Source organism: Bradyrhizobium sp. NAS80.1, from assembly GCF_001908205.1.
Lineage (GTDB): Bacteria > Pseudomonadota > Alphaproteobacteria > Rhizobiales > Xanthobacteraceae > Bradyrhizobium.
In genome coordinates this window covers 18,372-44,316 of the sequence record NZ_LGHL01000211.1, presented here as the reverse complement: position 1 = coordinate 44,316, position 25,945 = coordinate 18,372, and the positions used below count along the sequence as shown (strand labels likewise).

22 protein-coding genes and 1 other RNA gene are annotated in these 25,945 nt (G+C 65.2%); 8 read left to right on the top strand and 15 right to left on the bottom strand.

Annotation, left to right across the window (positions count from 1 at the left end; all coding sequences use genetic code 11):
* Positions 1 to 84: 84 nt before the first annotated feature.
* The 7 genes from murD to rsmH all read right to left on the bottom strand — a co-directional run bounded on the left by murD (position 85) and on the right by rsmH (position 8,845).
* Positions 85 to 1,485, bottom strand: coding sequence for a UDP-N-acetylmuramoyl-L-alanine--D-glutamate ligase (murD, locus tag AC629_RS36705; RefSeq protein ID WP_084809622.1), 1,401 nt, complete (start codon positions 1,483 to 1,485; stop codon positions 85 to 87).
* 10 nt (positions 1,486 to 1,495) lie between these two features.
* On the bottom strand, positions 1,496 to 2,599 hold the full coding sequence (gene mraY / locus AC629_RS36700) for a phospho-N-acetylmuramoyl-pentapeptide-transferase (RefSeq protein WP_084809621.1): 1,104 nt from the start codon (positions 2,597 to 2,599) through the stop codon (positions 1,496 to 1,498).
* Between the two features lie 192 nt (positions 2,600 to 2,791).
* Complete coding sequence (locus AC629_RS36695) at positions 2,792 to 4,171, bottom strand: UDP-N-acetylmuramoyl-tripeptide--D-alanyl-D-alanine ligase (protein ID WP_084809620.1); 1,380 nt, start codon at positions 4,169 to 4,171, stop codon at positions 2,792 to 2,794.
* Positions 4,168 to 5,625: a UDP-N-acetylmuramoyl-L-alanyl-D-glutamate--2,6-diaminopimelate ligase gene (locus tag AC629_RS36690; RefSeq protein ID WP_084809619.1), complete on the bottom strand. Its 1,458-nt coding sequence runs from the start codon at positions 5,623 to 5,625 to the stop codon at positions 4,168 to 4,170. The genes AC629_RS36695 and AC629_RS36690 overlap by 4 nt, the downstream gene beginning before the upstream one ends.
* 83 nt (positions 5,626 to 5,708) lie before the next feature.
* Complete coding sequence (locus AC629_RS36685; RefSeq protein ID WP_084809618.1) at positions 5,709 to 7,463, bottom strand: peptidoglycan D,D-transpeptidase FtsI family protein; 1,755 nt, start codon at positions 7,461 to 7,463, stop codon at positions 5,709 to 5,711.
* Positions 7,460 to 7,852 carry a cell division protein FtsL gene (ftsL, locus tag AC629_RS36680; protein ID WP_084809617.1) on the bottom strand — a complete coding sequence of 131 codons (393 nt, stop codon included), beginning with the start codon at positions 7,850 to 7,852 and terminating at the stop codon, positions 7,460 to 7,462. Before ftsL ends, AC629_RS36685 begins: the two co-directional genes overlap by 4 nt.
* Before the next feature lie 3 nt (positions 7,853 to 7,855).
* The gene (gene rsmH / locus AC629_RS36675; RefSeq protein WP_084809616.1) at positions 7,856 to 8,845 is read right to left on the bottom strand and encodes a 16S rRNA (cytosine(1402)-N(4))-methyltransferase RsmH; all 990 of its coding nucleotides are present in this window, start codon (positions 8,843 to 8,845) and stop codon (positions 7,856 to 7,858) included.
* A gap of 451 nt (positions 8,846 to 9,296) precedes the next feature.
* Between rsmH and AC629_RS36670 the strand changes: the two genes are divergently transcribed.
* Positions 9,297 to 10,157 (top strand): N-acetylmuramoyl-L-alanine amidase, encoded by an 861-nt coding sequence (locus tag AC629_RS36670; protein ID WP_210419156.1) that lies wholly within the window; start codon positions 9,297 to 9,299, stop codon positions 10,155 to 10,157.
* A 113-nt stretch (positions 10,158 to 10,270) separates the two neighbouring features.
* Here the strand turns inward: AC629_RS36670 and AC629_RS36665 are convergent, their stop codons facing one another.
* Positions 10,271 to 11,506, bottom strand: coding sequence for an RNA polymerase sigma factor (locus AC629_RS36665; protein ID WP_084809614.1), 1,236 nt, complete (start codon positions 11,504 to 11,506; stop codon positions 10,271 to 10,273).
* 22 nt (positions 11,507 to 11,528) lie between these two features.
* The gene (locus tag AC629_RS36660) at positions 11,529 to 11,882 is read right to left on the bottom strand and encodes a YciI family protein (protein ID WP_084809613.1); all 354 of its coding nucleotides are present in this window, start codon (positions 11,880 to 11,882) and stop codon (positions 11,529 to 11,531) included.
* Positions 11,883 to 12,032: 150 nt separating this feature from the next.
* Here AC629_RS36660 and rnpB point away from each other — a divergent pair.
* Positions 12,033 to 12,463, top strand: an RNA gene (gene rnpB, locus AC629_RS36655) — RNase P RNA component class A.
* Positions 12,464 to 12,649: 186 nt separating this feature from the next.
* On the opposite strand, the gene AC629_RS36650 is transcribed toward rnpB, so the two are convergent.
* A complete protein-coding gene (locus tag AC629_RS36650) occupies positions 12,650 to 13,114 on the bottom strand; it encodes a DUF983 domain-containing protein (RefSeq protein WP_084809612.1) in 465 nt (154 codons plus the stop codon).
* Positions 13,115 to 13,163: 49 nt separating this feature from the next.
* On the opposite strand from AC629_RS36650, the gene AC629_RS36645 reads away from it, so the two are divergent.
* Positions 13,164 to 14,534, top strand: coding sequence for an aminotransferase-like domain-containing protein (locus AC629_RS36645; protein WP_084809611.1), 1,371 nt, complete (start codon positions 13,164 to 13,166; stop codon positions 14,532 to 14,534).
* 4 nt (positions 14,535 to 14,538) lie between these two features.
* Here AC629_RS36645 and AC629_RS36640 read toward each other — a convergent pair whose 3' ends face one another.
* Positions 14,539 to 14,799 (bottom strand): hypothetical protein, encoded by a 261-nt coding sequence (locus AC629_RS36640; RefSeq protein WP_084809653.1) that lies wholly within the window; start codon positions 14,797 to 14,799, stop codon positions 14,539 to 14,541.
* A 231-nt stretch (positions 14,800 to 15,030) separates the two neighbouring features.
* Here AC629_RS36640 and AC629_RS36635 point away from each other — a divergent pair, with 231 nt between their 5' ends.
* A complete protein-coding gene (locus tag AC629_RS36635; protein ID WP_084809610.1) occupies positions 15,031 to 15,774 on the top strand; it encodes a sulfite exporter TauE/SafE family protein in 744 nt (247 codons plus the stop codon).
* 88 nt (positions 15,775 to 15,862) lie between these two features.
* Here AC629_RS36635 and AC629_RS36630 read toward each other — a convergent pair whose 3' ends face one another.
* The 4 genes from AC629_RS36630 to AC629_RS36615 form a co-directional block, all read right to left on the bottom strand.
* Complete coding sequence (locus tag AC629_RS36630) at positions 15,863 to 17,269, bottom strand: MATE family efflux transporter (protein WP_084809609.1); 1,407 nt, start codon at positions 17,267 to 17,269, stop codon at positions 15,863 to 15,865.
* A 60-nt stretch (positions 17,270 to 17,329) separates the two neighbouring features.
* Positions 17,330 to 19,129 carry an ABC transporter ATP-binding protein gene (locus tag AC629_RS36625; RefSeq protein ID WP_084809652.1) on the bottom strand — a complete coding sequence of 600 codons (1,800 nt, stop codon included), beginning with the start codon at positions 19,127 to 19,129 and terminating at the stop codon, positions 17,330 to 17,332.
* A 478-nt stretch (positions 19,130 to 19,607) separates the two neighbouring features.
* Entirely contained in the window at positions 19,608 to 21,191 is a 1,584-nt protein-coding gene (locus AC629_RS36620) for a DHA2 family efflux MFS transporter permease subunit (RefSeq protein WP_084809608.1), read from the bottom strand.
* 31 nt (positions 21,192 to 21,222) lie between these two features.
* Positions 21,223 to 22,545 (bottom strand): HlyD family secretion protein, encoded by a 1,323-nt coding sequence (locus AC629_RS36615; protein WP_084809607.1) that lies wholly within the window; start codon positions 22,543 to 22,545, stop codon positions 21,223 to 21,225.
* 197 nt (positions 22,546 to 22,742) lie between these two features.
* Here AC629_RS36615 and AC629_RS36610 point away from each other — a divergent pair, with 197 nt between their 5' ends.
* The 4 genes from AC629_RS36610 (at position 22,743) to AC629_RS36595 (ending at position 25,934) form a co-directional block, all read left to right on the top strand.
* Positions 22,743 to 23,378 (top strand): TetR/AcrR family transcriptional regulator, encoded by a 636-nt coding sequence (locus AC629_RS36610; RefSeq protein ID WP_084809606.1) that lies wholly within the window; start codon positions 22,743 to 22,745, stop codon positions 23,376 to 23,378.
* Between the two features lie 62 nt (positions 23,379 to 23,440).
* The gene (locus AC629_RS36605; protein ID WP_084809605.1) at positions 23,441 to 23,782 is read left to right on the top strand and encodes a DUF6665 family protein; all 342 of its coding nucleotides are present in this window, start codon (positions 23,441 to 23,443) and stop codon (positions 23,780 to 23,782) included.
* A 254-nt stretch (positions 23,783 to 24,036) separates the two neighbouring features.
* The gene (locus tag AC629_RS36600) at positions 24,037 to 24,471 is read left to right on the top strand and encodes a hypothetical protein (RefSeq protein WP_084809604.1); all 435 of its coding nucleotides are present in this window, start codon (positions 24,037 to 24,039) and stop codon (positions 24,469 to 24,471) included.
* Positions 24,472 to 24,551: 80 nt separating this feature from the next.
* Complete coding sequence (locus AC629_RS36595) at positions 24,552 to 25,934, top strand: Dyp-type peroxidase (protein WP_143199725.1); 1,383 nt, start codon at positions 24,552 to 24,554, stop codon at positions 25,932 to 25,934.
* Positions 25,935 to 25,945: the final 11 nt, after the last annotated feature.

Below are 25,945 nucleotides of genomic sequence, written 5' to 3'. Positions count from 1 at the left end.
CGGCACGAAGTGACGCTCTGCAGAGCCGGGGCCCACGAACCGCAATGGGCCCCGGCGCTGCGCTACGTCCGGGGCACGAGAGTTTCACACCACCGGCTTCACACCCGGCAGCGCCTGCACCAGATCGCGAAACGCAGCGCCGCGGATTTCGAAATTGCGGTATTGGTCGAAGGAGGCGCAGGCCGGCGACAGCAGCACGACCGTGTCGGTCAAGCCTGAAGCTTCCGCATCGCATGCGGCGTGCTCGACCGCAACATCGAGCGTCTGGCTGATCTCGTGCGCCACCTGCGTGCCGAGCGTGCCGGAAAACTCCTGCGCGGCCTCGCCGATCAGATAAGCCTTGCGGATGCGCGGGAAGAAGCCGGTGAGGCCCGTGATGCCGCCCGCCTTCGGCTTGCCGCCGGCGATCCAGAAGATGTCGGCGAAGGAGGACAGCGCATGCGCGGTGGCGTCCGCGTTGGTGCCCTTGGAGTCGTTGACGAACAGCACGTTGCCGCGGCGGCCGACCTGCTCCATGCGGTGCGCGAGGCCCGGAAAGCTGCGCAGGCCGTTCTGCAGCACATCAAGGCTGATACCCATTGCAAGCGCGGCGGCGGCGGCGCAGGCCGCGTTCTGCGCATTGTGCTGGCCGCGCAGCGAGCCGATGCCGCCGAGCATGGCGACTTCGCTGCGGGCGCCGCCCGAGGCGCGCACGATGGTGCCATGCTCGACATAGATGCCGCTCGCCAGCGGATTCCGGACCGAGATGCGCTCGACCTTCTTGCCGGCGCGGTCGAGACGGTCGGCGATGTTACGGCACCAGCCGTCGTCGACGCCGACGATCGCAGTACCACCTGCCTGGACACCGGCGACGAGGCGCTCCTTCACCGCGGCGTAGTGCTCGATCGTGCCATGACGGTCGATGTGGTCCTCGCCGACATTGAGCAGGATGCCGACAGAGGGATCGAGCGACGGCGTGAGGTCGATCTGGTAGGATGACATCTCGATGACGTGGACACGGCCCATGCGCGGCGGCTCCAGCGACAGGATCGCAGTGCCGATATTGCCGCCCATCTGGGTGTCGTAGCCGGCAACTTTGGTCAGATGCGCGATCAGCGCCGTCGTGGTCGACTTGCCGTTGGTGCCGGTGATCGCAACGAACGGCGCGTTCGGCGCATGCCGCCGCCGCTCGCGGCAGAACAGCTCGATGTCGCCGATCACCTCGACACCGGCCTCGCGCGCTTTCAGCACGCTCCAGTGCTGCACCGGATGGGTCAGCGGTACGCCGGGCGCGAGCACGAGGGCAGCAAAATTCGTCCAGGAGACGTTGCGCAGATCCGCGGTGATGAAGCCCGCCTGCGCCGCCTTGGCGACATTCTCTGCATTGTCGTCGGCGGCGATCACCTCGGCGCCGCCGGCCTTCAAAGCGTGACAGGAGGCGAGCCCCGAGCCGCCAAGGCCGAACACCGCGACCGTTTTGCCGGCGAAGGAAGTGACGGGAATCATGGGGTAACCGTTACCGCAGCTTGAGCGTCGACAGGCCGGCGAGCGCCAGCATCACCGAGATGATCCAGAAGCGGATCACGATCTGCGGCTCGGTCCAGCCGAGCTGCTCGAAATGGTGGTGGATCGGCGCCATCCGGAAGATGCGCTTGCCCGTGAGCTTGAACGACACCACCTGCACGATGACGGAAACAGCCTCCAGCACGAACAGGCCGCCGATCACCGCAAGCACGATCTCGTGCTTTACCGCGACCGCGATCGCGCCAAGCATGCCGCCGAGCGCGAGCGAACCGGTGTCGCCCATGAAGATCGAGGCCGGCGGCGCGTTGAACCAGAGGAAGCCGAGGCCTGCGCCCAGCAGCGCGCCGCAAAGCACCGCGAGCTCGCCGGTGCCGGCGACATATTTGATCTGGAGGTAGTCGGCGAACACCGCGTTGCCGGCGAGATAGGCGATCATCGCAAAGCTCGCGGTCGCGATCATCACCGGCACGATGGCAAGACCGTCGAGGCCATCGGTAAGATTCACCGCATTGCCGGCCCCGACGATGACGAAGGCACCGAAGACGACGAAGAACCAGCCGAAATGCAGCACGGTGTCCTTGAGGAAGGGAATCGTCAGCGCAGTCGACGCGGGATCGCGATTCAGCCGCACCAGCGCATAGCAGGCGACGAGCGCGATGGCCGCCTCGATCAGCAGGCGAAGCTTGCCGCCGAACCCGCTCGTGGTCTGCTTGGTCACCTTGAGATAGTCGTCATAGAAGCCGACGAAGCCGAAGCCGAGCGTCACCGCGAGCACGATCCAGACGTAGGGGTTGAGCGGATTGGCCCACAGCACCGTGCCGACCGTGAGGCCCGACAGGATCATCAGCCCGCCCATGGTGGGCGTGCCCTTCTTGGCAAGATGCGATTGCGGGCCATCGGCGCGGATCGGCTGGCCCTTGCCCTGGCGGATGCGCAGATGGTCGATGATCCAGGGTCCGAACAGGAACACGAAGAGCGCGCCGGTGACGACGGCGCCGCCGGTGCGGAAGGTGATGTAGCGGAAGACGTTCAGAACGGTGCGAACTGCACCGTAACCCGGAAATGTGTTGGAGAGCTCGATCAGCCAGTAAAACATTCAGACGGTCCTATGGCGCCTTTCGTACGCGGCCCTGGTCTCGATCTTCGCATTGATCTTGGCATCGACCTTGGCCTCAACGTGCCTCACGCGCATTCGCTGGTCTTCATCACGGGGCCAGGCGACCTCTATGAAACCGGTCGGCTTCGCGCCGCAAAGGGTGGGATTCGGGAACAGCGCCTTCCAAGCAGTTTACGCCTTTGCCTGCAAGGCGGCCACTAGGCCCGGCACAAACTTGTTGACCCAGAACATCTTTTTGCTGCCCTTGACAACCACGACATCGCCAGACTTCAGCAGATTTGCGACCTCACCCGGCTTCAGCGTGGCGGGATCGTCGTGCCAGCCGAGGCCCTTGCCGGCGGGCAGCACGTCATAGAGGTGGCGCATCAACGGCCCGACGCAGTAGACGCCGTCGATGCCGTCGAGATGCCTGGCGAGGCCGGTGTGGTAGCTTGGCGCGTCGTCGCCCAGTTCCAGCATGTCGCCGAGCACCGCAATGCGGCGGCCGTCGGTCACGTTGCGCGCCTGCAGGCTTTGCAGCGCAGCAGCGACACTGGCCGGATTGCCGTTGAAACTATCGTCGATCACGGTGACGCCGCCGACCGCCTGCTCGACGCCGCGGCCGGTCATAATGCCGACCCGGTCGAGCTTGATCGCGAGCGTCGCGGCATCGAGGTTCGCCGCGCGGATCGCGGCGAGCGCGGCCAGCGCGTTCTGCACCCGATGCGGTGCCCCCGGCGTCAGGCTGAACGCGATCTCCTTCTTGCCGACCCGAGCCACGACCTGCCAGCTGTCGCCATGCGGCGCGTGCTTGACCTCGTGCACTTCGGCATGCTCGCCGAAGCGCACGACCTTGCCTTTCCATTCGGCCGCCTTGATCCCGGCCGGCAGCACCAGCACGCCGTCCTCGGGCAGGCCGAGCGCGATCGACACCTTTTCGTGCCTGATGGCTTCGAGCGAGCCGAGCTTCTCCAGATGCACGGGCTGGACGTTGACGACGAGCGCAACCGTCGGCCGCGTCAGCTCGCTGAGCCGTGCGATCTCGCCGGTCTGGTTCATGCCCATCTCGACGACCCAGAGGCTGGCATCAGGCCGCGCGTTGCAGAGCGTCAGCGGCACGCCCCAGAAATTGTTGAAGCTCGACGGGCTCGCATAGGCATTCGGATAGGCGGCCAGAAATTCCTTGGTGCTGGTCTTGCCGGCACTGCCGGTGAGCCCGATCACCGGTCCGTTGAAGCGCGCCCGGGCGGCGCGGGCGAGGCCCCAGAGACCATCGATCAACGTGTCCTTCACGACGATCTGCGGGATTCGAATGCCGGCGATCTCGTGCGGCACGATCATCGCGACCGCCCCTGACGCTTCGGCCTTGTCCGCGAACTCCCAGCCGTCACGCGCGCTGGCGAAGGCCGAGATGAAGCCACCGCTCGGCGTGCCGCTCAGCGCGACGAACAGGCTGCCCGGCTTTATCAGACGGCTGTCCTGGGTAACGAACTCGACCGGCGTGTCCGGGAACGATCCGGCAGCGCCAAGCGCTCGCGCCACTTCGGCAACGGTCCATATCGGCGCGCTCATGCAATCCTCGACGCTAATGCGGCGGCGACCGCCTCGTGATCACTGAAGGGCAGCACCTGGCTGCCGACGATCTGCCCGGTCTCATGTCCCTTGCCGGCGATCAGCAGCGCATCGCCCTCTTCCAATTCCTCGATCGCGGCGCGAATCGCTGCGGCACGGTCGCCGATTTCCCTGGCGCCCTTGGCGGTCGCAAGGATCGCGGCGCGAACGGCTTCCGGCTTCTCGCTGCGCGGATTGTCGTCGGTGATGATGACGCCGTCGGCATTCTCCGCCGCGATCTCACCCATGATCGGACGCTTGCCGGCATCGCGATCGCCGCCGGCGCCGAACACGACGACCAGCCTGCGCTTGGCGTAGGGTCGCAGCGCCTGCAGCGCCTTCGCCAGCGCATCCGGCTTGTGCGCGTAGTCGACGAAGATCGGCGCGCCATTGCGCTCGCCAACACGCTCGAGCCGACCTTTCGCACCCTCGAGATGCTCGAGGCTCGCAAATACATTGGCGGCATCGCTACCGGTGCCGATCGCAAGACCGGCCGACACCAGCGCGTTCTCGATCTGGAACTCCCCGACCAGCGGCAGCCGGATCGCATGGCGCTTGCCGCGATGCTCGACCGCGAGCACTTGCGAAAAACCTTCGACCTCGGCGCTGGCAAGACGGATGCCCTCGCCTGCGCCGTCGCCATTGCGGCCCACCGCCATCACGCGCAGGCCGCGCGATGTCGCCGCCTCGATCGCCTCCGCCGAACAATCATGATCGGCCGAGATCACAGCTGGGCCGCCCGACTGGACCAATTCGCGGAACAGACGGAGTTTTGCGGCGAGATAATGCGCGACGGTCGGATGGTAATCCATGTGATCGCGCGTGAGATTGGTGAAGCCGCCGGCGGAGACACGCACGCCGTCGAGGCGATACTGGTCGAGCCCGTGCGAGGACGCCTCAAAGGCGAGATGCGTCACGCCCTCGCGCGCGATCTCATCGAGCTGCCGGTGCAGCGCGATCGGATCGGGTGTCGTCAATGAGCCATAGACGGTACGCTTCGGCGAGACGAGGCCGATGGTTCCAATGCTGGCCGAGGCATGGCCAAGCCGCTCCCAGATCTGGCGCGTGAACGCAGCCACCGAAGTCTTGCCGCTGGTGCCGGTCACCGCGGCGATGGTTGCAGGCTGCGCAGGGAAGAATCTCGCCGCGGCCAGCGCCAGCGAGCGGCGCGGATTGGCGACGGCGACAAACGGCACCGCGGCTCCCGCGGGCGCATGGTCGCCGACCACCGCGACCGCACCGGCGGCAATCGCGGCATCGATGAAGCGCGCGCCGTCGGTCTTGCTGCCCGCGAGTGCGAAGAACAGATCGCCCGGCTTGACCACGCGGCTGTCGAGCGCAATCCCCGTCACCTCGAGCGCCGCGGCAGCGGGCTCGATTGCGGCATCATTGCCTAGGACGTCACGCAGCTTCATGGTCTTCCAGTCGACATGCCGCGCCGGAGAGCCGAACCTTCGGAAAAATCCGACTCAGCAGCGGCAATGGCCTACCCCGTTGATTACTGGGTTGTCCTGGATGCTGCAAGAATAAGGCGGTCGGACGGCGGCAGGTCAAACCGCGGTTCGACGCCCAAAAGCGGCGCAATCCGCTCGATCACCTTGCCGCCGGTCGGCACCGCGTTCCAGCCCGAGGTGATGAAACCGTGCGTTTCAGGCAGCGCCTGCGGCTCGTCCAGCATGATCAAGATGTGATATTTCGGATCGTCGCATGGCATGACCGCCGTGAAGGAGTTGAGCACGCGCTTCTTGGCATAGCGGCCGTTGATGACCTTCTCGGACGTACCGGTCTTGCCGCCGACGTAGTAGCCCTTGATGTCGGCGGTCTTGGCGGTACCGACTTCGGCATTGAGCCGCATCAGGTACCGCATCTTGTCGCTGGTGTCCTGTTTGATCACGCGCTTGGCCAGCGCCGCCGCTTCCGCTTCGCTGCGCTTCATGAATGTCGGCGGAATCAGGTAGCCGCCGTTCACCAGGGCGTTGATGCCCATCACTGCCTGCAGCGGCGCGACGGAGAGGCCCTGACCGAACGCGGCGGTGACCGTGTTCAGCTCACTCCAGCGGCGCGGGATCAGCGGCGCCGCGCTCTCGGGCAGCTCGGTGCGCAGCCGCGTCAGCTGGCCCATCTTGGCGAGGAACGCCTTGTGCGCCTCCACGCCCTGGCCGAGCGCGATCCGTGCAGCGCCGATGTTGGACGAATAGGTAAACACTTCCTTGGTGTTGATGAAGCGTCCGAGCGGATGGCTGTCGTGGATGGTGAACTTGCCATAGTGCAGGTTTCCGCGCGCATCCCACGACGAGTTTAGATTGATCTTTCCAGAATCGAGCGCCATCGCCAGCGTGAACGCCTTGAAGGTCGAGCCCATCTCGTAGACGCCCGTCGTCAGGCGGTTGATGCGGTCGGGGTCGTGCGCTTCCTTCGGATTGTTGGGATCGAAGTCCGGCAGGGAGACCATCGCCACGATCTCGCCGGTCTTCACATTCGAGACGATGCCGGAGGCCGCCTTGGCGTGGAACTTCTCCTTAGCCTTCAACAATTCGTCGCGAAGCGCGTGTTCGACGCGCAGATCGACCGAGAGCTCGATCGGCTTTTGTAGCCGGTCGGTGGCAAAGCCGGCGCGGTGGAGGTCGGCGAGCCCTTGATTGTCGAGCCACTTCTCAATGCCGGCGATGCCCTGGTTGTCGATGTTGACGAGACCGATGAGGTGGGCAACCTCGTTGCCGGTCGGATAGACGCGCTTGTTCTCGCGCAGGAAGCCGATGCCGGGAATGCCGAGCTTGTGAATGTCCTGCTGCTGTTTCGGCGTGATCTCGCGCTTCAGCCAGACGAACCCCTTGCGCGACGACAGGCGCTCGCGCACCTCGGCCTCGTCGAGGTCGGGCACGGTGGCGGTCAGAAGCTCGATCGCCTCGTCCTTGTCGATGATGCGGCGCGGCTCGCCGAACAGGCTCGAAGCCTTGACGTCGGTCGCGAGGATGGCGCCGTTGCGGTCGACGATGTCGGGCCGCGCGGTCGCGACCACCTCCTGCGACGCCGCACGGCGCGCGCCGTGGGCGTCCGCGCCGATTGCGAACATCACGAGGCGGCCACCGATCAGGGCGTAGACCGAGGCGAAGGCGAGCATCGCAAGGCCAACGCGCGCGCGCGCCTTCGCGGCGCGATCGACATTGCGCCCGTAGAGCAGGCTGCGGATCAGTCGCTGCCGCCAGGGCTCAGCTGGCCGCGCGGTGGGTTTGGCCGGAGTCGGAGCGCTCATTGCTTGTCCTCGGGCTGAGGCACGGAGCCCGTCACACTATCCGGATCGCTCGCGGCTTCGATGGTGTTGAGCATGGCCCCGATCGGATCGGGCTCGCCCGGCCTGAACATTCGCGGCGGACGCTCGGGCAGGTTCTTCAACGAGTCGTATTGCGTGCCGTTGACCGGCTTGAGCCGCAGATGCCGCTCGGACAGGCCTTGCAGGCGCAGGGGCGCATCTAGCTTGGCCCATTCGGAGCGCAGCGAGGCGATCGCATCGCGCTGCTCGCGGATCTCCGCATGCAGCCGCAGCACTTTTTCCACGCGCGCCGTGGATTCCATCTTGATCCGGTAGACATAGGCGGCCGCGAAGATCAGCGCGCCGATGACGAGAAGGTGGACGATGCGCATGCGCTAGCCGCCCCTCATCACGTCGGAGAGTTTTGGCCAGGGTGACGGCTCGCCGTCGTGATGCGCAGGCGCGCAGGTGCGCTCGGCGGCACGAAGTTTTGCGGAGCGCGCGCGTGGATTATGCGCGACCTCGTCCTCACCCGCGATCACGGGCCGCCGCGTCAGCAGCTGGAAGCTTGGCGGAACCTGCGCCACTTCCGGCAGATGCCGCGAGCCGCCGCCGGTCTTCGAACGTTCAGCGAGGAAATTCTTGACGATGCGGTCTTCGAGCGAATGGAACGAGACGACAACGAGGCGGCCGCCGGGCTTGAGCACCCGTTCGGCCGCGGCCAGCGCGGTCTGGAGCTCCTCGAGCTCTTCGTTGACGAAGATGCGCAGGGCCTGGAACGTCCGCGTCGCGGGGTGAATGTCCCCGGGTTTCGAGCGAACCACCCTGGCGACGAGATCGGCGAGCGCGCGCGTGGTCGTGAACGGCGTCTCCTGCCGGTCCGCCACGATGGCGCGGGCGACGCGGCGCGAATGCCGCTCCTCACCCAGGAGATAGATGATGTCGGCGAGATCGCCTTCCGAGGCACGCGCGACGACATCGGCGGCGGTCGGCCCCGCCTGCCCCATCCGCATGTCGAGCGGCCCGTCGAGGCGGAAAGAAATGCCGCGAGTGGCCTGGTCGAGCTGCATCGAGGACACCCCGACATCCATCACGACGCCGTCGACGGCATCGACGCCCTGCGCCGCGCAAACCTCGGCGAGATTGGAGAAGCGGTCCTCGACCAGCGTCAGCCGGCCTGCGGAACCTTCGACCAGCTCGGCACCGCCAGCGATAGCGGTGCGGTCGCGATCGATCGCGATCAGACGAGTTCCCGGCACATCGAGAATCGCGCGGCTGTAACCGCCGCCGCCGAAGGTGGCGTCGACATAGATACCGCCCTCGCGCGGAGCGAGATGGTCGACCGCCTCGCGGCCAAGAACGGGGATGTGTGGAACCGAGCTCATGCGAAACGCCTGCCGAGCACCCAGCCTGACGCCCATGCGAGATCGGGGACGAACAAGCCCATAACGCCTCGAATTATTACACGTCGCGCCGGTTCCACGACCCAACCCTTGTCCAGCACGGTTACCAAGCCCGGTCGTCCCGGGCCGCAAACCCAGTGTTCCCAGTGGAATTTGACGGGCAGCCATGGGATTTCGAGCCAAAATACGCTTTGGCCGCCTCCGGACGCGGGTCGGCTCTTCATGTCTCAGTAACGGCCCTTAGCGTTAAGAAAGCGTTGATCGACTCGTTACAAGTCGAAAAGGTGACGGGAACGGTGATGCCGCATCCACACACATGCGCCAAAATGCATTGGTTAACCGCGCCGCGCGATTGCGTACGCGGGAGGGTAAAGGAATAGTAAAGAAAAGGGCTTGCTACCCTTTCTGTCTGCCTGTCTGCCTTGAGCTGCCTATGTCGTCTGGTTCGTCCAAACCATCTGGATCTGATTCGAAGCGTCAACGCGTTCTCCCGGTTCCCAAGGCCGCGGCGAACATGCGGACGTTCGAGCCGGATTCCTCGATCGTCTCCGACATCATCCCCTCGCCGAATCATGGCGAGCGCAACAAGGGACGGCTGCCGGACATGATCGTGCTGCACTACACCGGCATGCCCGATGTCGAGGGTGCGCTGGCACGGCTGTGCACGGCGGGCACCGAAGTGTCGGCGCATTACGTCGTGCTGGAGGACGGCCGCATCGTGCAATGCGTGCCCGAAGCCAAGCGCGCCTGGCACGCCGGCGTGTCGTCCTGGGCCGGCGAGGATGACGTCAACTCCTGCTCGATCGGCATCGAGATCATCAATCGCGGCCATGACTGGGGCTATCCGGAGTTTCCGCTGCGCCAGATCGCCGCCGTGATCGCGCTGTGCCGCGGCATCATGCTTCGCCGCAACGTGCCGGCACACCGCGTGCTCGGCCATTCCGACGTTGCGCCCGCCCGCAAGAAGGACCCCGGCGAAAAGTTTCCATGGCATTCGCTGGCCAATTCCGGCGTCGGTCACTGGGTGACGCCCGCGCCGGTCGTGCGCGGCGAGACCCTGATGCTCGGCACCATCAGCGACGAGGTGCTGAGCCTGCAGCAGGCGCTCGCCAAATACGGCTACGGCGTTCCCCTCAACGGCAAATACGACGCTGCGACGATGGAAGTCATCACCGCCTTCCAGCGCCACTTCCGCCCGGTGCGGCTCGATGGCGTCGCGGACCATTCCACGCTGTCGACGTTGCAGGCACTGCTGGCGAGCTTGCCGGCGGAGACGACCGTGGCTTCGAAGTGACGGCGCAGCCGTCATTCCGGGGCGCACGAAGTGCGAACTATGGTGCGCAGTTGCGCACCTGAGAATCTCGAGATTCCGGGTTCGATGCTTCGCATCGCCCCGGAATGACAGTACTAGTTGTCCATCTCCCTCACCCGCCGCGCATACAGCCGCCGCAACGGCTCGAGCTGCGTCGCCTCCGTCGCCGCGCGATAGGCCTTGCGCGCTTCGTCCTTGCGGCCGAGCCGCCGCAACAGATCCGCGCGCACCGCCGGCAACATCTCATAGCCCTCCAGCCCGCCGCGCGCGGTGATCGCATCGACCAGATCCAGCGCGCGGGCCGGACCGTCGACCATCGATACTGCGGCAGCGTGATTGAGCTCGATCACCGGCGACGGGCTGATGCGTAGCAGCACTTCGTAGAGTCCGGCAATCTGCGGCCAGTCGGTCTCTTCGAAACTCGGTGCGCGGGCGTGCAGCGCCGCGACCGCCGCCTGCACCGCATAGGCGTGCGGACGTCCGGGCACGCGCAGCGCATCGTCCACCAGCCGCGAGCCTTCCTCGATCTGCGCGCGATTCCAGAGCGTGCGGTCCTGCTCTTCCAGCAGGACGATGTCACCGGCCGCGGTCTCGCGCCCGGCGCGCCGCGCATCATGCAGCAGCATCAACGCGAGCAGGCCCTTGATCCCCGCGCGGTCAGGGATCAGCCGGTCGAGCAGACGGCCGAGCCGGATGGCTTCGACCGCGAGGTCCGGCCGCATCAGGTCCGCGCCAGAGGTTGCGACATAGCCTTCGGTGAAAACGAGATAGATCACGGCGAGCACGCCATCGAGCCGCGGCGCCAACGCGGCGCGCTCGGGCACCTCATAGGGAATGCCTGCGAGCCTGATTTTCTGCTTGGCGCGGACCAGCCGCTGCGCCATCGCATCCTCACCGACGAGGAAGGCGCGCGCGACCTGCGCGGTCGAGAGGCCGCAGACGGTGCGCAGCGTCAGCGCAACCTGGACTTCCGGCGCGAACGCGGGATGGCAGCAAGTGAAGATCAACCGCAGCATGTCGTCGTCGAGCATCGCCGGCGGCTCGTCAGGCGCTTGCGCATCGAGCTCCAGCTCGTGCAGGAGCGCCTGTTGCTTGCCGCGAAAGGCGGCCTGCCGCCGGATGCGGTCGATCGCCTTGTTGCGGCCGACATTGACGAGCCAGGCGCGCGGATTGTCGGGCAGCTCGCACGTCGACCAGCGTTCGAGCGCAACCGCGAAGGCATCCTGCAGCGCGTCCTCGGCGAGATCGAAATCCCCGACGAGGCGGATCAGCGTGGCCAGCGCCCGCCCCGCCTCGTCGCGGAAGATCTTGTCGATGTCGCCCGGGGTCATGCGTCGATGCGCGGCCCGGCCGTCACTTGTCGTAGACCCAGATCGGCCGCACCTCGATCGAGCCGATGCGCGCGCTCGGAATGCGCGCGGCAATCTCGATCGCCGCGTTCAAATCCTTGGCTTCGATCAGATAGTAGCCGCCAAGCTGCTCGCGCGTTTCCGCAAACGGGCCGTCGGTCGTCAACATCTTGCCGTCGCGCACGCGGACCGTCGTCGCGGTCGTGGTCGGCCGCAGCCGATCGCCGGCCTTGAAATTGCCGCTCTGGATGATGCTTTGGGTAAAGGTCTGATATTCGGCTAACAGCTTCTGGGCCGTGGCAGCATCGTTCTTCGCGTATTCGACCTCGTTCTGGTAGATCATCAGCAGATATTGCATCGCTTAACTCCTGTTGTTCGGCTTCATCGCCGACATCCTGTCGGACGGGGCACGCTCCAAACGACATCTTCAGGATAAATTATTTCGGGCAGATCGTGCGCGGCGATATCGCCTTGACGAAACCGTCACAAATGCTCCATGCGTAAGCCGTCAGTCGGCCGGACGGCCGCTCCGGCAGGTGCCGAAAGGCCGCCGGGGAGGAAAGTCCGGGCTCCCTTGACATGCGGTGCCGGATAACGTCCGGCGGGGGCAACCCCAGGGAAAGTGCCACAGAGAACGAACCGCCCGCCGTCGCCCCTTCGTGGCATGGCGAGGTAAGGGTGAAAAGGTGCGGTAAGAGCGCACCGCGGCTGCGGCAACGGAGCCGGCATGGTAAACCCCACCGGGAGCAAAACCGAATAGGGACGGCTTAAGCGGGCTGTTCGCGAAAGCGATAACGCCGCGGGGCGATGTCAGGCCCGCCGTCCGGGTAGGTTGCTCGAGGCCATGTGCAAACATGGTCCCAGAGGAATGGCCGTCACGTATCGTTCGCGCAAGCGGACGGTGCCCTACAGAACCCGGCTTACAGGCCGGCTGATATCTTGCAACGAGGGGTTCGGTGCTGACGCATCGGACCCCTCACCATTTTTGGCCACCGTCATTCCGGGGCGATGCGCAGCATCGGACCCGGAATCCATCGGGCCGCAGAGTCAGTGGAGGAATGGATTCCGGGCTCTCGCTTCGCGAGCCCCGGAATGACGGAGAACACTAACCGACGCCGCGGCCGCTCAGGCGGCGCGCGTGTCCGCTTTGACCAGCACCGGCGCAAGCTCACCGCCTTCGCGGCGACGCTTGCTCGCCTCGAAGCCATGCATGCCGACCTGCCATTGCAGTCCGACGATGGCGCCCTTGGTCGGTTGCAGCAGCCCGAGCGATGCGAACAGCGTCACCGGCAGCCACACCGCCAATTGCAGCCAGATGGCCGGCGCATAGGCGGTCTCGACCGCGAGGATCGCAGGCACCACGAGATGGCCAACCACGACGATGACGAGATAGGCGGGAAAGTCGTCGGCACGCTGGTGAAACAGCTCCTCGCCGCAATGGTCGCAGGTGTCGGCCACTTTGAGGAAACGGCCGAACAGATGTCCTTCGCCGCAGTTCGGGCACTTGCCGCGAAAACCGCGCCACATCGCCTTCGCCAGAGAGATCGACCCGGTCGCCATGACCACACCTCTTCCTTTTCGACGATCCATACAATAATATCTTGTATCCATACATTCAAAGGATATGGGCCTAAATTGCATGGACTGGACCCCTACAATCTCGGAGCTGAGCGGGCCGCGCTACCAGCGCATCGTCGAGGCCATGGAAGCCGACATCGCCGCCGGCCGGCTGGTGCGCGGCCAGCAGCTGCCGACGCAGCGCGCCCTGGCCAAGGCGCTCGGCATCGACCTCACCACGGTGACGCGCGCCTACACCGAGGCGCGGCGCCGCGGCATCATGGAGGCCCGCGTCGGACAAGGCTCGTTCGTGTCGGAGACCAGCGCGCGCCGCGCGGTCGACCTGCCGCATCCCGTCGCGATAGACCTCTCGATGAACGTGCCGCCGCATCCGCTCGAAGCGCAGCTTGACGAGCGCATCATCGCCGGAATGGAAGCCATTCGCGCGCAATCGGGCCTGACCGCGTTCCTGAACTACCAGCCGCCCGGCGGCAGCGCGCATGAACGCGAGGTCGCGGCGCGCTGGATGCGCGCACGCGTTCCGCACGCGCACGCCGACAAGCTCGTGATCTTTCCCGGCGCGCAAACGATCCTGTTCAATCTGCTCGCTCATCTCGCGCGGCCCGGCGACGTCGTGCTCACCGAGGCCCTCACCTTCCCCGGCATCAAGGCCGCCGCAGCGCAACTCGGCGTCAAGCTCATCAGTGTCGCCATGGATGACGGCGGCATCCTGCCCGATGCGCTGGCGAAGGCTTGCGGCACGCACAGGGCGAAGGCCGTCTATCTCATTCCGACGCTGCACAACCCGACCACCGCGACGCTGTCGCCTGAGCGGCGCAGCGCGATCGCAAAGATCATCCGCGATGCCGATACGATGCTGATCGAGGACGATGCCTACGGGCTGCTCGACCGCTCGGCATCGCCGATCGCCAACCTCATTCCGGAGCGCACATATCTTGCGACCACGCTGTCAAAATGCATCGCACCCGCGCTGCGCGTCGCCTATCTGCTGACGCCCGACAACGCAGTGCAGCTTCAGATGCGCAGCCATTTGCAGGCGACGGTGCAGATGCCGGCGCCGCTGATGGTCGCGCTGGTGACGCATTGGATCGAGAACGGCATCGCCGACCGCATCATCACTGCCATCCGCAACGAGGCTGTCGGTCGCCAGCAGCTCGCGCAGCGAGCGCTGAAGGGCTTTCAATTCCTGGCCAAGCCCGCGGCCCATCATCTCTGGCTGCGGCTGCCGGAGGGGCGACCCGACATCGCGGCGCATCTCTTGCGAAACGGACTCGCGGTCGTCGCCGGCGATGCCTTCACAGTCGACGGGACACCGCCGCATGCGGCGCGGGTCTCGCTCGGGGCGGCACGGAACAGATCGGAATTGACGGAGGCGCTGCGCATCCTGGTCGGCGCGCTGCACAAGCCCGCCGAGACGAGGCAGATCGTCTAGGCGGCTATTGGTGGTGACGGCGATGGCGGGGGCGCACGACCGGCGCAACGGGCGGCGGATAGGCCGCGTAGGCATCACTCGACATCACCGGCTCGCCGCGGGCCGCGCGCGCCGCAGGCGTGAGCTGGCCGCCATTCAGCACGTCGCGATCAGGATGGGCGGCCTGATAGGCCGCAGGCTCGGAAAACTGCGCCTGCGCGAAAGTCGGCATCAAGGCCGCCGCCGACAGCAGCGCGGCCGCGACGGCCATGTTCGTACGGATCATGATCATGCTCCATCATCTCATCGGGGACAGACCAACCAAAGCGCGACGTGGCTTGCCGCGGGGCCCCAAAAATGCTGTTCGACCATGATGTAGGCGCGTCTTCCGCAAACGCCCGTCCTCGGGCATCACGCTTGCGTGCGGTTTTGAAATTGCCCTTCCCGGCTGCATCTGTGCTATGCGCCGAACGGCGGTCGACACCTGGACATCGCCGGCAACGACAGGAATTCACTGGTGGAAACGATCACTTACGCGCTGCTGTTGTTCGGCGCGCTGGCCGGCGGCTTCGTCTCGGGGCTGGCCGGATTCGGTACGGCGCTGATGGCGCTCGGCATCTGGCTCTACGTCCTGCCGCCCTCGCTCGCGGTGCCCCTGGTGCTGATCTGCTCGGTGATCGCGCAGACCTCGACGCTGCCGTCGATGTGGAAGAGCTTTGATCTCTCGCTGGTCTGGCCGTTCCTGATCGGCGGACTGATCGGCGTGCCGCTCGGGACCACGATGGTCGCCTCCGCCGATCCGAAAGTGTTCAAGCTGAGCGTCGGCGTGCTGCTCCTGATCTTCTCGAGCGCGCTGTACCTGAACAAGAGGCCGCTTTCCTTCAAGTTCGGCGGCCGGATCGCCGATGGGGCGATCGGCTTTGCCGGCGGCATTCTGGGTGGGCTTGCGGGACTATCGGGTCCGCTACCGATCCTGTGGGCCAACATCCGCGGCTGGAACAAGCACGAGCGGCGCGGCATCTTCCAGCTCTTCAATTTCACCGTGCTCGCCGCTGCGCTGGTGTTGCAGACGGCCTCTGGCCTCGTGGCGTTCAACGTGGTCTGGCTCGCGCTGGTCGCGTTTCCGGGCACGCTGATCGGCGCATGGGCCGGCGCGCGCGTCTATCATGCGCTGAGCGACAAGCATTTTGGCGATGTCGTGCTCGGCTTGCTGTTCCTGTCGGGCCTCGGCCTCGTCTGGAACAGCATCGGTGCGCATTAGCGCGTTTTCGAGCGAAGTGCGAGCACTCCTTCGGCCATCCCCACGGCACCGCAATCAACCGGAGCCGTGGGGATGCAACAAGCTGTCGCTACGCAGGCTCGCGAGCGCGAGGCGCAACCGGCTCCGGGGCCGCCGGCTCCGCAGCCTTCTCCTGCGGCGGCAACACAAGGCGCTTCCCGAATTCGCGATGTAACAACCACAAGCTCAGTACGGCCTGCAGCGTCGTTGCCGCGTTCGACAGGTACCATACGTGCTCCATCCGGAAGCCAGGCAGCGTCGAGAGCCAGATCGCCGGCAGCGAATACGTCAGGACTCGCGTCGCCGAACTCCACAACACCGGCTTGGTGTTGCCGAGCCCCTGGAACATGCTGGAGCAGGTGAAGATCAGCCCCTGTGCGACCATGTTGAACGAGATGATCCGCAGGAACAGAAACGCGACCGTCATGGTCTCCTGGTCGTTCGAGAAGCCGGCCAGCAGCAGACCCGGTGTGAACTGCGCAAGAAGCAGGAAGACGATCATTACGGCCGTGACGATCAACGCCGCCTTGACGAAGGTTTCCCGCACCCGCGCGCCGTTGCCGGCGCCGAAGTTCTGGCCGGCGATCGGTCCTGCGGCGAGGGCCACCGCGAGCGCCGGCATCTGGATCAGGCCGAGGACGCGCGTGCCGATGCCAAATCCGGCCTGGGCTGCCGGGCCGAAATCGCTCAGCACGTAATAGACCACGGCCATGAAGATGAAGATCATCGCGAACTCGCCGCCCGCGGGCAGGCCGACATTGAGGATCCTCCTCCATTGCGCAAGCTGCGGACGCCATTGTGCGGGATGGAATGCGACATAGCGCTCCAGCTTCCGGAAATACGCGAGCAGCATCACCACGCCGACGAAGACGGCGATCGAGCTTGCGAGCCCCGCACCGGCAACACCGAGCGCATGACCGGTGCCCCAGCCCAGGATCAGGACCGGCGCCAGCGCGATGTTGATGACGACGGCAAGCGCCTGCACCAGCATGGTCGGCCGCACGATGCCGGTGGCCCGCAACGCAGACGCCATTACCTGCGTGGCGAATTGCAGTGCCAGCGCCGGCATGAACCAGAGAAGATAAATCGTGCCAGCCTCGATCGTGGCCTCGTCGGCCGCGATCGCGCGCATATAGGCGCGCGACAGCGCAAAGCCCGCCGCCAAGGTCAGCAACCCGAACAGCACCGACAGGACGACCGACTGGTTGAAGACGAGGTTGGCATCGTCGTGGTCTTTGCGTCCCACGGCATGCGCCATCAGCGCAACCGTGCCGACACCGAGCACCTGCATCAGGGCATTGACGAGAAAGCCTGCGTTGCCGGCCGCAGCGACGCCGGCAACGGCTGCATCGCCGAGGCTCGAGACGAAGTACAGGTCGACCAGCTGGCAGATCATGATCGTGATCATGCCGACCACGATCGGAGGCGCCATGCTGAGGATGTGGCTCACGATGGAGCCGCGTGTCAGGTCCTTCATCTCATTCCATTTCCGGCGACGTAGCCTCCGGACATTCGTCCGTCAGCCACGCGCCATTCCTCATTCCGCTGCTGCGATGTGCCCGAGCTCCACCACCTGGCGCTCGAACAGGCCGCGATAGATGCCGCCGGGCTTGCCTGCGAGCACGGCGTGGGTGCCCTGCTCGACGATCTCGCCACGGTCGAACACCATGATGCGATCGAGGCTGCGCACCGTCGACAGCCGGTGCGCGATCACGATCGAGGTGCGGCCCTTCATCAGCCGCTCCATGGCCTGCTGGATCAGCGCCTCCGATTCCGAATCGAGGCTCGAGGTCGCCTCGTCCAGGATCAGCACCGGCGCATCGGCCAGGAAGGCACGCGCCAGCGCCACGCGCTGCCGCTCGCCGCCCGACAGTTTCACGCCGCGCTCACCGACGAGCGTGCCGTAGCCCTTCGGCAGGCGCAGGATGAAGTCGTGCGCATTGGCGAGCCGCGCCGCCTGCTCGATCGCCTCCAGGCTGGCGCCGGGCCGGCCATAGGCGATGTTCTCCGCGAGCGAGCGGTGGAACAGGATCGGGTCCTGCTGCACGATCGCGATCTGGCTGCGCAGCGACTGCTGCGTGGCCATCGCGATGTCCTGCCCGTCGATCAGCACGCGGCCGCCCGAGACGTCGTAGAGGCGCTGCACCAGCTTGACGAAGGTGGTCTTGCCGGAGCCGGAGCGGCCGACGAGGCCGACCCGTTCGCCGGCACGGATTCTCACCGACAGCCCGTCATAGAGCGGCGCGCGATGGCCGCCGTAATGGAACGTGACATCGTCGAACACGATCTCGCCGCCCTCGATCGCGATCGGCCGCGCGTCGGCCGCGTCACTAATCCCGATCGGCTCGTCATGGATCGCCACCAGCTCCTCCATGTCGTTGACGGAGCGCTGGAGGTTGTTGATGTGCATGCCGACGTCGCGCAAATAGGCGTGGATGACGTAGTAGCTCGTCAGCACATAGGTGACGTCGCCGGGCGAGGCATGCCCGGACATCCAGAGCAGCACCGAGCCGCCGATCACGGACGCACGCAGGCACAGCAGCAGCGAGAGCTGCGACATGGCGGTGTAGTTGTAGCGAAACCAGGTTCGCCGCACCCGTACGCGCCAGCGGTTGATCACTCGGGCAAGCCGCGCGTCCTCGCGCGCCTCGGCGCCGAAGGATTTCACGACGGCGTTGCAGGTCAGCGCGTCGGCCAGCGTGCCGCCGACCTTGGTGTCCCAGGCATTGGAGACGCGCGCCGCCGGCGCGATGTAGCGCGTCGAGAACAGCACCGTCATCGTGACATAGGCGAGCGCGCCAAGCACGATCACCGCGCCGAGCGAGGCCCAGTGCACGCCAAGCAGGATCATCGATCCGATCAGCACGACCAGCGAAGGCAGGAGCGCCAGCAGGATGGTGTCGTTCAGGAGGTCGAGCGCCCACATCCCGCGCGTGATCTTGCGTACCGTCGAGCCCGCAAACGAGTTGGCATGCCAGTCGGTCGAGAAGCGCTGCACGCGCATGAAGGCATCCTGCGCGACCTCGGACATGATCTTCAGCGTGAACGGCACGATCGCCTGCAGGCCCGCGAGCCGCAGCACCATCGAGGCCGCACCCAGCGCCACGATGGCGCCGAACGCAACGAGTGCCGCATGACGCGCATCGGGATCGGATGGGCCGCGCGTCAGCGCATCAACCAGATGCCCGGAGAATACCGGCATGAACAGGTCGGCGACTGTCGCGCCTAACAGGCCGCCGCCGACGACGAGGCCGCGGCCCGGCTGCTTCAGCCAGTGCCGAAACACGAAGGGCAGCACCACGCTTATTGCCGCGGGCTTTTTGGACAGAGCAGTCATGACATCATCCGGCTGCATCTGGCGCAGGCCGGCTCCATCGATGGACGCAGTCGGCCGCGAGGGCCGAGACGGCGTCACTTAAAGTTGGCTTTGACTTGGGAAGCGGAGCGATCGGGCGCTGGAGCCCAATCGAAGCTGGCGGAGGTGGCCTCTAACAGGCCGAGCACATACCGAGCCGGAACATCATCGAGCGCGGGCGTGCGATCTGCGAATGCGACGAAATCATGCAAATCTCTCCCCGGTTCGATTGAATGAGGCGCGCTTTATAGATGTGCCGCTTGCGATTTGCAACGGGGCTTGTGCGAGATCACGGACGAGTGTTGCAATTTGGTTCGCGACACTGCTGACCCAATCTCCGGTGTCGTGCCCGGCTTGACCGGGGCATCCAGTACGCCGCGGCTTCTCCGTAACCGGCTGACGTCTCTAGAATACTGGATCGCCCGCCTCCGCGGGCGATGACGGAGCGTATGCCGTTCTCCTAATGAGCGTCGCCGCCGCCGGTCAGCGAGGCCGGCTTCTTCAAGAGCATGACCACCAGGCTGAGGCCGAGATAGAACACCGTCAGCAGGAAGAAGGCATCGCCGAAGCTCATCACCACGGCCTGGCGGTGTACGATCTGGCTGAGCTGCTTCATTGCCATCAGCGTGGAGTCGCCGAGCCCCTGGAACTTCTGCATGAGCATGGTCAGGGTTTCGGTCGCGGTCGCATTGCCCCAGGTCACGCGCTCCTGCAGGCGCGTGATGTGGAGGTCGGTGCGGTCATTGAGCACGGTGTTGATGACGGCGAGGCCCACGGCGCCGCCGAGATTGCGCATCAGGTTGAACAGGCCGGAGGCGTTCTTCACCCTATCAGGCGCCAGCGTGCCGAGCGCGATGTTGTTGGTCGGCACCATCGCGAACATCATGCCGATGCCGCGCAGGATTTGCGGCACGAGCAACTCGTAGAAATCGAAGTCGCGCGTGATCCAGGTCATCTGGTAGGAGCCGATCGCGAACACGACGAGGCCGAACGCGATCATGTAGCGCATGTCGATCTTCGCCATGAGACGGCCGACCAGCGGCGCGACCAGGAACATGGTGATGCCGGAGACGAACATGGTCTCGCCGATCATCAGCGCGCTGTAGCCGCGCACTTCCGCGAGATAGCGCGGATAGATGTAGGTCATGCCGTAGAGACCGATGCCGATGCAGAACTGCAAGAGGCAGCCGATCGCGAAATTGCGATTGGAGAAGGTGCGCAGATTGACGATCGGCTCGGCCACCGTGAAGACGCGCCAGAAGAAGGCAATCGCCGAGATTGCGCAGATCCAGGCGCTGATCGCGACGGAAGTGTCCTGCAGCCATTCATATTGCGGACCTTCCTCCAGCACATATTCCAGCGTGCCGAGGAAGCCGGCCATGAACAGCAGGCCCCACCAGTCGAAGCGGTCGAGCAGTTCGAAATGCGGCTCGTCGAAGTCGACCAGCGCCAGCACACCGAGGGTGATACCGATGCCGGGCACGATGTTGATGAAGAACAGCCAGTTCCAGGACATCAGGTCGGTGATGTAGCCGCCGACCGTCGGCCCGATGGTCGGCGCCAGCGTCGCAACGAGGCCGATGATGGGTCCGACGACGTTGAATTTCGAGCGTGGGAAGACGGTGTAGGCCGAGGCGAACACCGTCGGGATCATGCCGGCGCCGAGAAAGCCCTGGAGCGCGCGCCAGAGGATCATCTCCTCGATCGTCGTGGCGAAGCCGCAGAGCAGGCTCGATGCGGTGAAGCCGGCCGCCGAGATCGCGAACAGCAGCCGCGTGCCGAAGGCGCGCGATAAGAATCCCGACAGCGGGATCGCGATGACTTCGGCGATCAGATAGGCGGTCTGGACCCAGGAGACTTCGCTCGAGCTTGCCGACAGACCGGCCTGGATTTCGCTCAAGGAGGCCGAGACGACCTGGATGTCCAGGATCGACATGAACATCCCGAACACCATGATGATGAAGGCGATCAGCCGCTTGGGCGCGATGCGCTCCGAAGCGGGGTCGGCCATCATGGCAGGTGAAGCGGTCGTGGCATTGGCCATGGTCTGACCTCGCAGCGCTCGAGAGGCGCGCTTACTGCGGATGGATCATGGTGGGATCGTCGAGATCGATCTCGCTGTCGGCGTCGGCCGCGCCCTTGTTGGTGTCGACGGTTGCATAGACCGACATGCCGGCGCGCAGCAGGTTCTGCCTGGTGACCGACTTCGGCACGCGGATGCGGATCGGCACGCGCTGCACGATCTTGGTGAAGTTGCCGGTGGCGTTGTCCGGCGGCAGCAGCGTGAACACCGAGCCCGAACCCGCCGCGATGCTGTCGACGACGCCGCTGAACTTGCGCATGCCATAGGCATCGACCTTGATGGTCACCGGCTGGCCGGGACGGATGCGCTTGAGTTGGGTTTCCTTGAAGTTGGCGTCGATATAGACGTCGTCGAGCGGCACGATGTTGCCGAGGCGCTGGCCGACTGCAACGAAATCGCCGGCGCTGACGAGGCGGTTCGAGAATGTGCCGTCGACCGGCGCGCGCACCGCGGTGAAGGCGAGATCGCGCTCGGCCTTGGCGAGCGAGGTCTTGAGTTCGGCGAGTTGCGCCTGTGCTTCGGCCTGCTGCGCCTTGGCGACGTCGACATTGCTGACGGCGACGTCGTAGGCGGCCTGCGCGGCCTTGACGGCGGCGGCGCCCTGGTCGCGACCGGCTTCCGAGGTTTCGAAGGTGGCGCGCGAGGCAAAGCCCTTGCTGCTCAGCGCCTGCTGACGCTCATAGTCGAGATCGGCACGCTTGAGGCCCGCTTCGGCGGAAACGAGCTGCGCCTTGGCCTGAGCGACCTGGCTGTCGAGCGCTGCGACCTGGCGGCCGATGCGATCGATGGTGGCCTGCTGGGTCGCGATCCTGGTCTTGGCGGCATCGACCGCAATCTTGTAGTCACCGTCGTCGATACGGAAGACGATGTCGCCGGCCCGTACCGTCGTGTTGTCACCGGCGAGGATCGAGGAGATGTGGCCGGCAACGCGGGCGCCCAGCATGGTGTTGTTGGCGCGGACATAGGCGTCGTCGGTGGAAACGTAGAAGCGGCCGACCAGCGTGTAGTAGCCGGCATAGCTCGCGGCCGCGAGCGCCAGCACCAGGCCAACGCCCATCAGGACGAATTTGCGCTTGCCGGATTTCGGCGCGCCGGCGGTGGGCGGCTCCGGCGCAGGTTCGGCCGGCTTGTCGGACACAGGCTTCTCCGGCGCCTCGCTGGTGCGGCGCTTGCCTTCCTCGGTCACGTGAGAGCGCAACTGCTCGGCGAGGGCTGGAGATTTCTCGGCTGCGGCCTCGCCGCCCGCCAGCAGCGGCGTCGTCTCCACCGCTTCCTCGCGAAGGACGCGCGCAGCCTGGTCTCTCGATACGGCCATAAAGGCCTCCCCAACAACAAAAGCGCGACCAAGGACGACCGCCGCGCGGCCGGTTTCCTGTCGCCATCCCAAATACCATTGACCGAACGGTTCGGTCAATATACATAATATTTCCGGCCGGAACCTAGTGGCCCGAATCCTTTATTTGGGTTTCATGGTCCGGGACCCGATCCAAAACCTTGCGAGACGCTAAACCAATGGTTGCAGCAGGCCGCGAACATCTGCATGTCGTCTCCGAAGAGGACAGCTCGAAGCGTCGCCAGATCCTGGACGGCGCCCGCAAGGTGTTCATGGATCTCGGTTTCGACGGCGCCAGCATGGGCGAGATTGCGCGCGCCGCCGCGGTTTCCAAGGGCACGCTCTATGTCTACTTCGCCGACAAATGCGCGCTGTTCGAAGCCATCCTCGAGGAGGAGGCACTCCAGCACGGCCAGGTCGTGTTCAATTTCGATCCCGCGCGCGACGCGGAGACGACGCTGAAGGATTTCGGCCAGGCCTACATTCACCTGCTCTGCCGGCCCGGCGGCGGATCGGCGATCCGCACCGTGATGGCGATCGCCGAGCGCATGCCCGATGTCGGCCGCCGCTATTATTTGCGCGTGCTGGACAAGACCATCAACCGGCTTTCCGACTATCTCAAAGCGCATGTCGCCTCCGGCGATCTAAGGATTGACGATTGCGTTCTTGCCGCCTCGCAGTTCATGGAACTGTGCAAGGCCTCACTTTTTCTGCCCTTCATCTTTCAGGCCGCGCCGCCGCCGTCGGAAGAACGCATGACCGAGGTGGTCGACAGCGCAACGCGGATGTTTCTGGCGGCGTACCGGGCGAAGTAGCGCAGCCCCGGAACCGGTCCCGCGCGTTGCGCATACGGATTCCGCGGCGCTATATTGACGCCATGTCCCGTGATCGTCTCCCGCCTGTCGATGTCCTCCACTATGAGATCGTCCAGGAACAGGCCTCTGCGCTTGGACGGATGGGCCGCACACTCGAACGAGCGCTTGCACGCTTGCGCGAGTTCGACGCTGCCCACGTGCGCGAGGAGACGCCGGCATCGGCACAGCCGGCCAGGAGCAAGCTGGTGACAGAGGCTGGCCATGCGCTCTGGATGTTCGTGGTGCAACGTGAGGCGACTGGCCTTCGCGACAGTCGTCACATCATGCGAACCTACAACGTCCCCGGCGAGGTGCAGCGGTGCATGGGACTGGTCCCCACGCCGTCAAAGCCGACTTCGACATGACTTGCTAACTCCGCAGAGCTACGCCCGATCTCTTCCATCTTGCACCACCCATGCAGGACACGACGCCCGTCCCGGACGAACGCAAGCAGTTGCCACGTCCGCGGCTTGACTCGCGATAGTGCAACTGACACGTTTGCGCTTTAAGAGAAATCAGTTGTCTTAGGGATTGCGCCCGTAGCGGCACGTGATGTGGGCATCCCGATCCGATCGCCAAAAGATCACGTGGTGCCCTTCAGCCTCATGGGAGCAGTCCAATGGCCAATCCGCTCACGCTCTACATCCCGATCAAGCAGGATCCGGCGATCCAAAAAGCGGCCCAGGAGGCGCACGATCATTTCGTGACCCTGCACAAGGAGCAGCTCGATCGTTTCGTGGACGTCCACTATGCGCGCTTCGTGTTGATTCCCAATCCCGACGGGAAAGGCATTCAGGCGATCTGCGTGATCACGACGTTCGACGGCCCGATGCTTCCCTATCTCAGGTTTTTCTGGGAAGACCCGGAGCTTCGGAAGCTGTTCGCGGGGATCACCGCCATGGCGCTCCATCCCCCTGCCTCGCCGCTCAAGACCCTCACCGAGTTCGCGAATTTCATCGAAGCAAACAATCTGAGCGGCGGGTCAGATGATCTTTATCAGGCATACGGCCAGACCGTACGCCAGATCAAGGCTGCCTTCCCGCCATCTGCGTAGCGCCGCAGGCAACAGTGCCCTGCGTCGAGGCGGCCGCTGACGCGGTCGCCGATGACGACGGCAATCGGAATCGGTTCAGCATGACGACCAGCCCCGCGCCGCCGTACCAACCGGGCAACGTGCAAGGCCTGATCCTGCGCGGCTATACCCATCCGCATTCATGCCACCTGATGTTCTCGTTCACAGGCCGCCGGGGTGCGGCCGGATTCGTCCGGGCACTGCTGCCTTACGTCCAATCCGCAGAGGCCTGGAGCGACAAGCCGGAGCGAATGCTCAATATCGGCCTTACCTTCAACGGGATCCTGACCTTCGAACCTGCCTTCGGGCGTCAATTTCCGCCCGAGTTCGAGGCCGGTCCCTGGTCCGAAGACTCGCAACAATCGCTGTACGACACGGGCGCGAGCGATCCGGCCAGGTGGTGGAACAGCCAGGACAAGCAGGCCATCCACTGCATCGTCCATGTCTACGGGATGACCCAGGACGCGTTGGACGGCCTGGTCGCGCTGGTGTCGCAGGCGGCTGCGAACAATGGGCTGCGCGAGATTCTGCCGCTCCGTCCCGAGAGCGGCCAGAGCGGCCGGCTGCAACAATACGCTCCGCTCGAGAACTTCATTCACTTCGGCTACCGCGACGGAATCGACAATCCTGATCTCGGCTGGCCTGCCGATCCCTCAACCACCGACCCGGGCGACGCCAACAACTTCCTGATCGGCTATCCGGGGTCGGCATTCGGTCCAGGGCCGGACGTCGGACAGGCGGGCGAATTCGCCAAGGATGGATGTTACTGCGCCTTTCGCGTGCTCTATCAGGATGTCGGGGCTTTCGACCAGTTTCTGGCCAACACCGCGCCCGAGGTCGTCGCGGCGATCGGCGGCTCGGAAGATCACGCGCGCGAATGGCTGGCGGCCAAGTTGGTCGGCCGCTGGCGCAACGGCTCGCCGCTCGCGCTGTCGCCTGATGCGCCGGATCCGGCGACGGCGGGCGCAACCGATTTCCGCTATGAGCCGGATGATCGCCCTGGGCTGCGATGTCCGTACTCGGCCCACACGCGCGTGGCGAACCCGCGCGACCAGGCGGTGTATGCGTCGGACGCGCCAGTGCCCCGCCTGATCCGCCGCGGTGTGCCGTACGGTGCGCCGCCTGCGCCACCGAATTACGAAGGCGAGCGCGGCCTGGTCGGCCTGTTCCTGTGTGGCGCGCTGGCCGGCCAGTTCGAACTGCTCTACGGGTGGATCAACACCAATAATTTCAGCGCGGTGTTTTCCCCCGGCCTGAATACCCAGGACGCCTTGCTTGCCAACCGCGGAGCCCCCGGCATCGATCCATCGTTCACGATTGCGATTACAAAAGAGAAGAAAATCAGGATTCCGAAGCTGCCGCAATTCATCGTCACGCGCGGGACGGCGTATTGCCTGCTGCCAAGCTTGAAGACACTGCGGCGCGTTGCGGGGCTGTCGGCATAACGAAGCATCGG

Coding starts and splice junctions, on each gene's coding strand:
- AC629_RS36600 (WP_084809604.1), top strand. CDS start 24,037: ATGGCCAATCCGCTCACGCTCTACATCCCGATCAAGCAGGATCCGGCG.
- AC629_RS36640 (WP_084809653.1), bottom strand. CDS start 14,799: ATGATCCGTACGAACATGGCCGTCGCGGCCGCGCTGCTGTCGGCGGCG.
- AC629_RS36660 (WP_084809613.1), bottom strand. CDS start 11,882: ATGCAATATCTGCTGATGATCTACCAGAACGAGGTCGAATACGCGAAG.
- ftsL (WP_084809617.1), bottom strand. CDS start 7,852: ATGCGCATCGTCCACCTTCTCGTCATCGGCGCGCTGATCTTCGCGGCC.
- AC629_RS36610 (WP_084809606.1), top strand. CDS start 22,743: ATGGTTGCAGCAGGCCGCGAACATCTGCATGTCGTCTCCGAAGAGGAC.
- AC629_RS36665 (WP_084809614.1), bottom strand. CDS start 11,506: ATGACCCCGGGCGACATCGACAAGATCTTCCGCGACGAGGCGGGGCGG.
- AC629_RS36685 (WP_084809618.1), bottom strand. CDS start 7,463: ATGAGCGCTCCGACTCCGGCCAAACCCACCGCGCGGCCAGCTGAGCCC.
- AC629_RS36625 (WP_084809652.1), bottom strand. CDS start 19,129: ATGACTGCTCTGTCCAAAAAGCCCGCGGCAATAAGCGTGGTGCTGCCC.
- AC629_RS36690 (WP_084809619.1), bottom strand. CDS start 5,625: ATGAAGCTGCGTGACGTCCTAGGCAATGATGCCGCAATCGAGCCCGCT.
- AC629_RS36670 (WP_210419156.1), top strand. CDS start 9,297: ATGTCGTCTGGTTCGTCCAAACCATCTGGATCTGATTCGAAGCGTCAA.
- AC629_RS36595 (WP_143199725.1), top strand. CDS start 24,552: ATGACGACCAGCCCCGCGCCGCCGTACCAACCGGGCAACGTGCAAGGC.
- AC629_RS36645 (WP_084809611.1), top strand. CDS start 13,164: ATGGACTGGACCCCTACAATCTCGGAGCTGAGCGGGCCGCGCTACCAG.
- AC629_RS36620 (WP_084809608.1), bottom strand. CDS start 21,191: ATGGCCAATGCCACGACCGCTTCACCTGCCATGATGGCCGACCCCGCT.
- AC629_RS36695 (WP_084809620.1), bottom strand. CDS start 4,171: ATGAGCGCGCCGATATGGACCGTTGCCGAAGTGGCGCGAGCGCTTGGC.
- AC629_RS36650 (WP_084809612.1), bottom strand. CDS start 13,114: ATGGATCGTCGAAAAGGAAGAGGTGTGGTCATGGCGACCGGGTCGATC.
- rsmH (WP_084809616.1), bottom strand. CDS start 8,845: ATGAGCTCGGTTCCACACATCCCCGTTCTTGGCCGCGAGGCGGTCGAC.
- mraY (WP_084809621.1), bottom strand. CDS start 2,599: ATGTTTTACTGGCTGATCGAGCTCTCCAACACATTTCCGGGTTACGGT.
- AC629_RS36630 (WP_084809609.1), bottom strand. CDS start 17,269: ATGAAGGACCTGACACGCGGCTCCATCGTGAGCCACATCCTCAGCATG.
- murD (WP_084809622.1), bottom strand. CDS start 1,485: ATGATTCCCGTCACTTCCTTCGCCGGCAAAACGGTCGCGGTGTTCGGC.
- AC629_RS36615 (WP_084809607.1), bottom strand. CDS start 22,545: ATGGCCGTATCGAGAGACCAGGCTGCGCGCGTCCTTCGCGAGGAAGCG.
- AC629_RS36605 (WP_084809605.1), top strand. CDS start 23,441: ATGTCCCGTGATCGTCTCCCGCCTGTCGATGTCCTCCACTATGAGATC.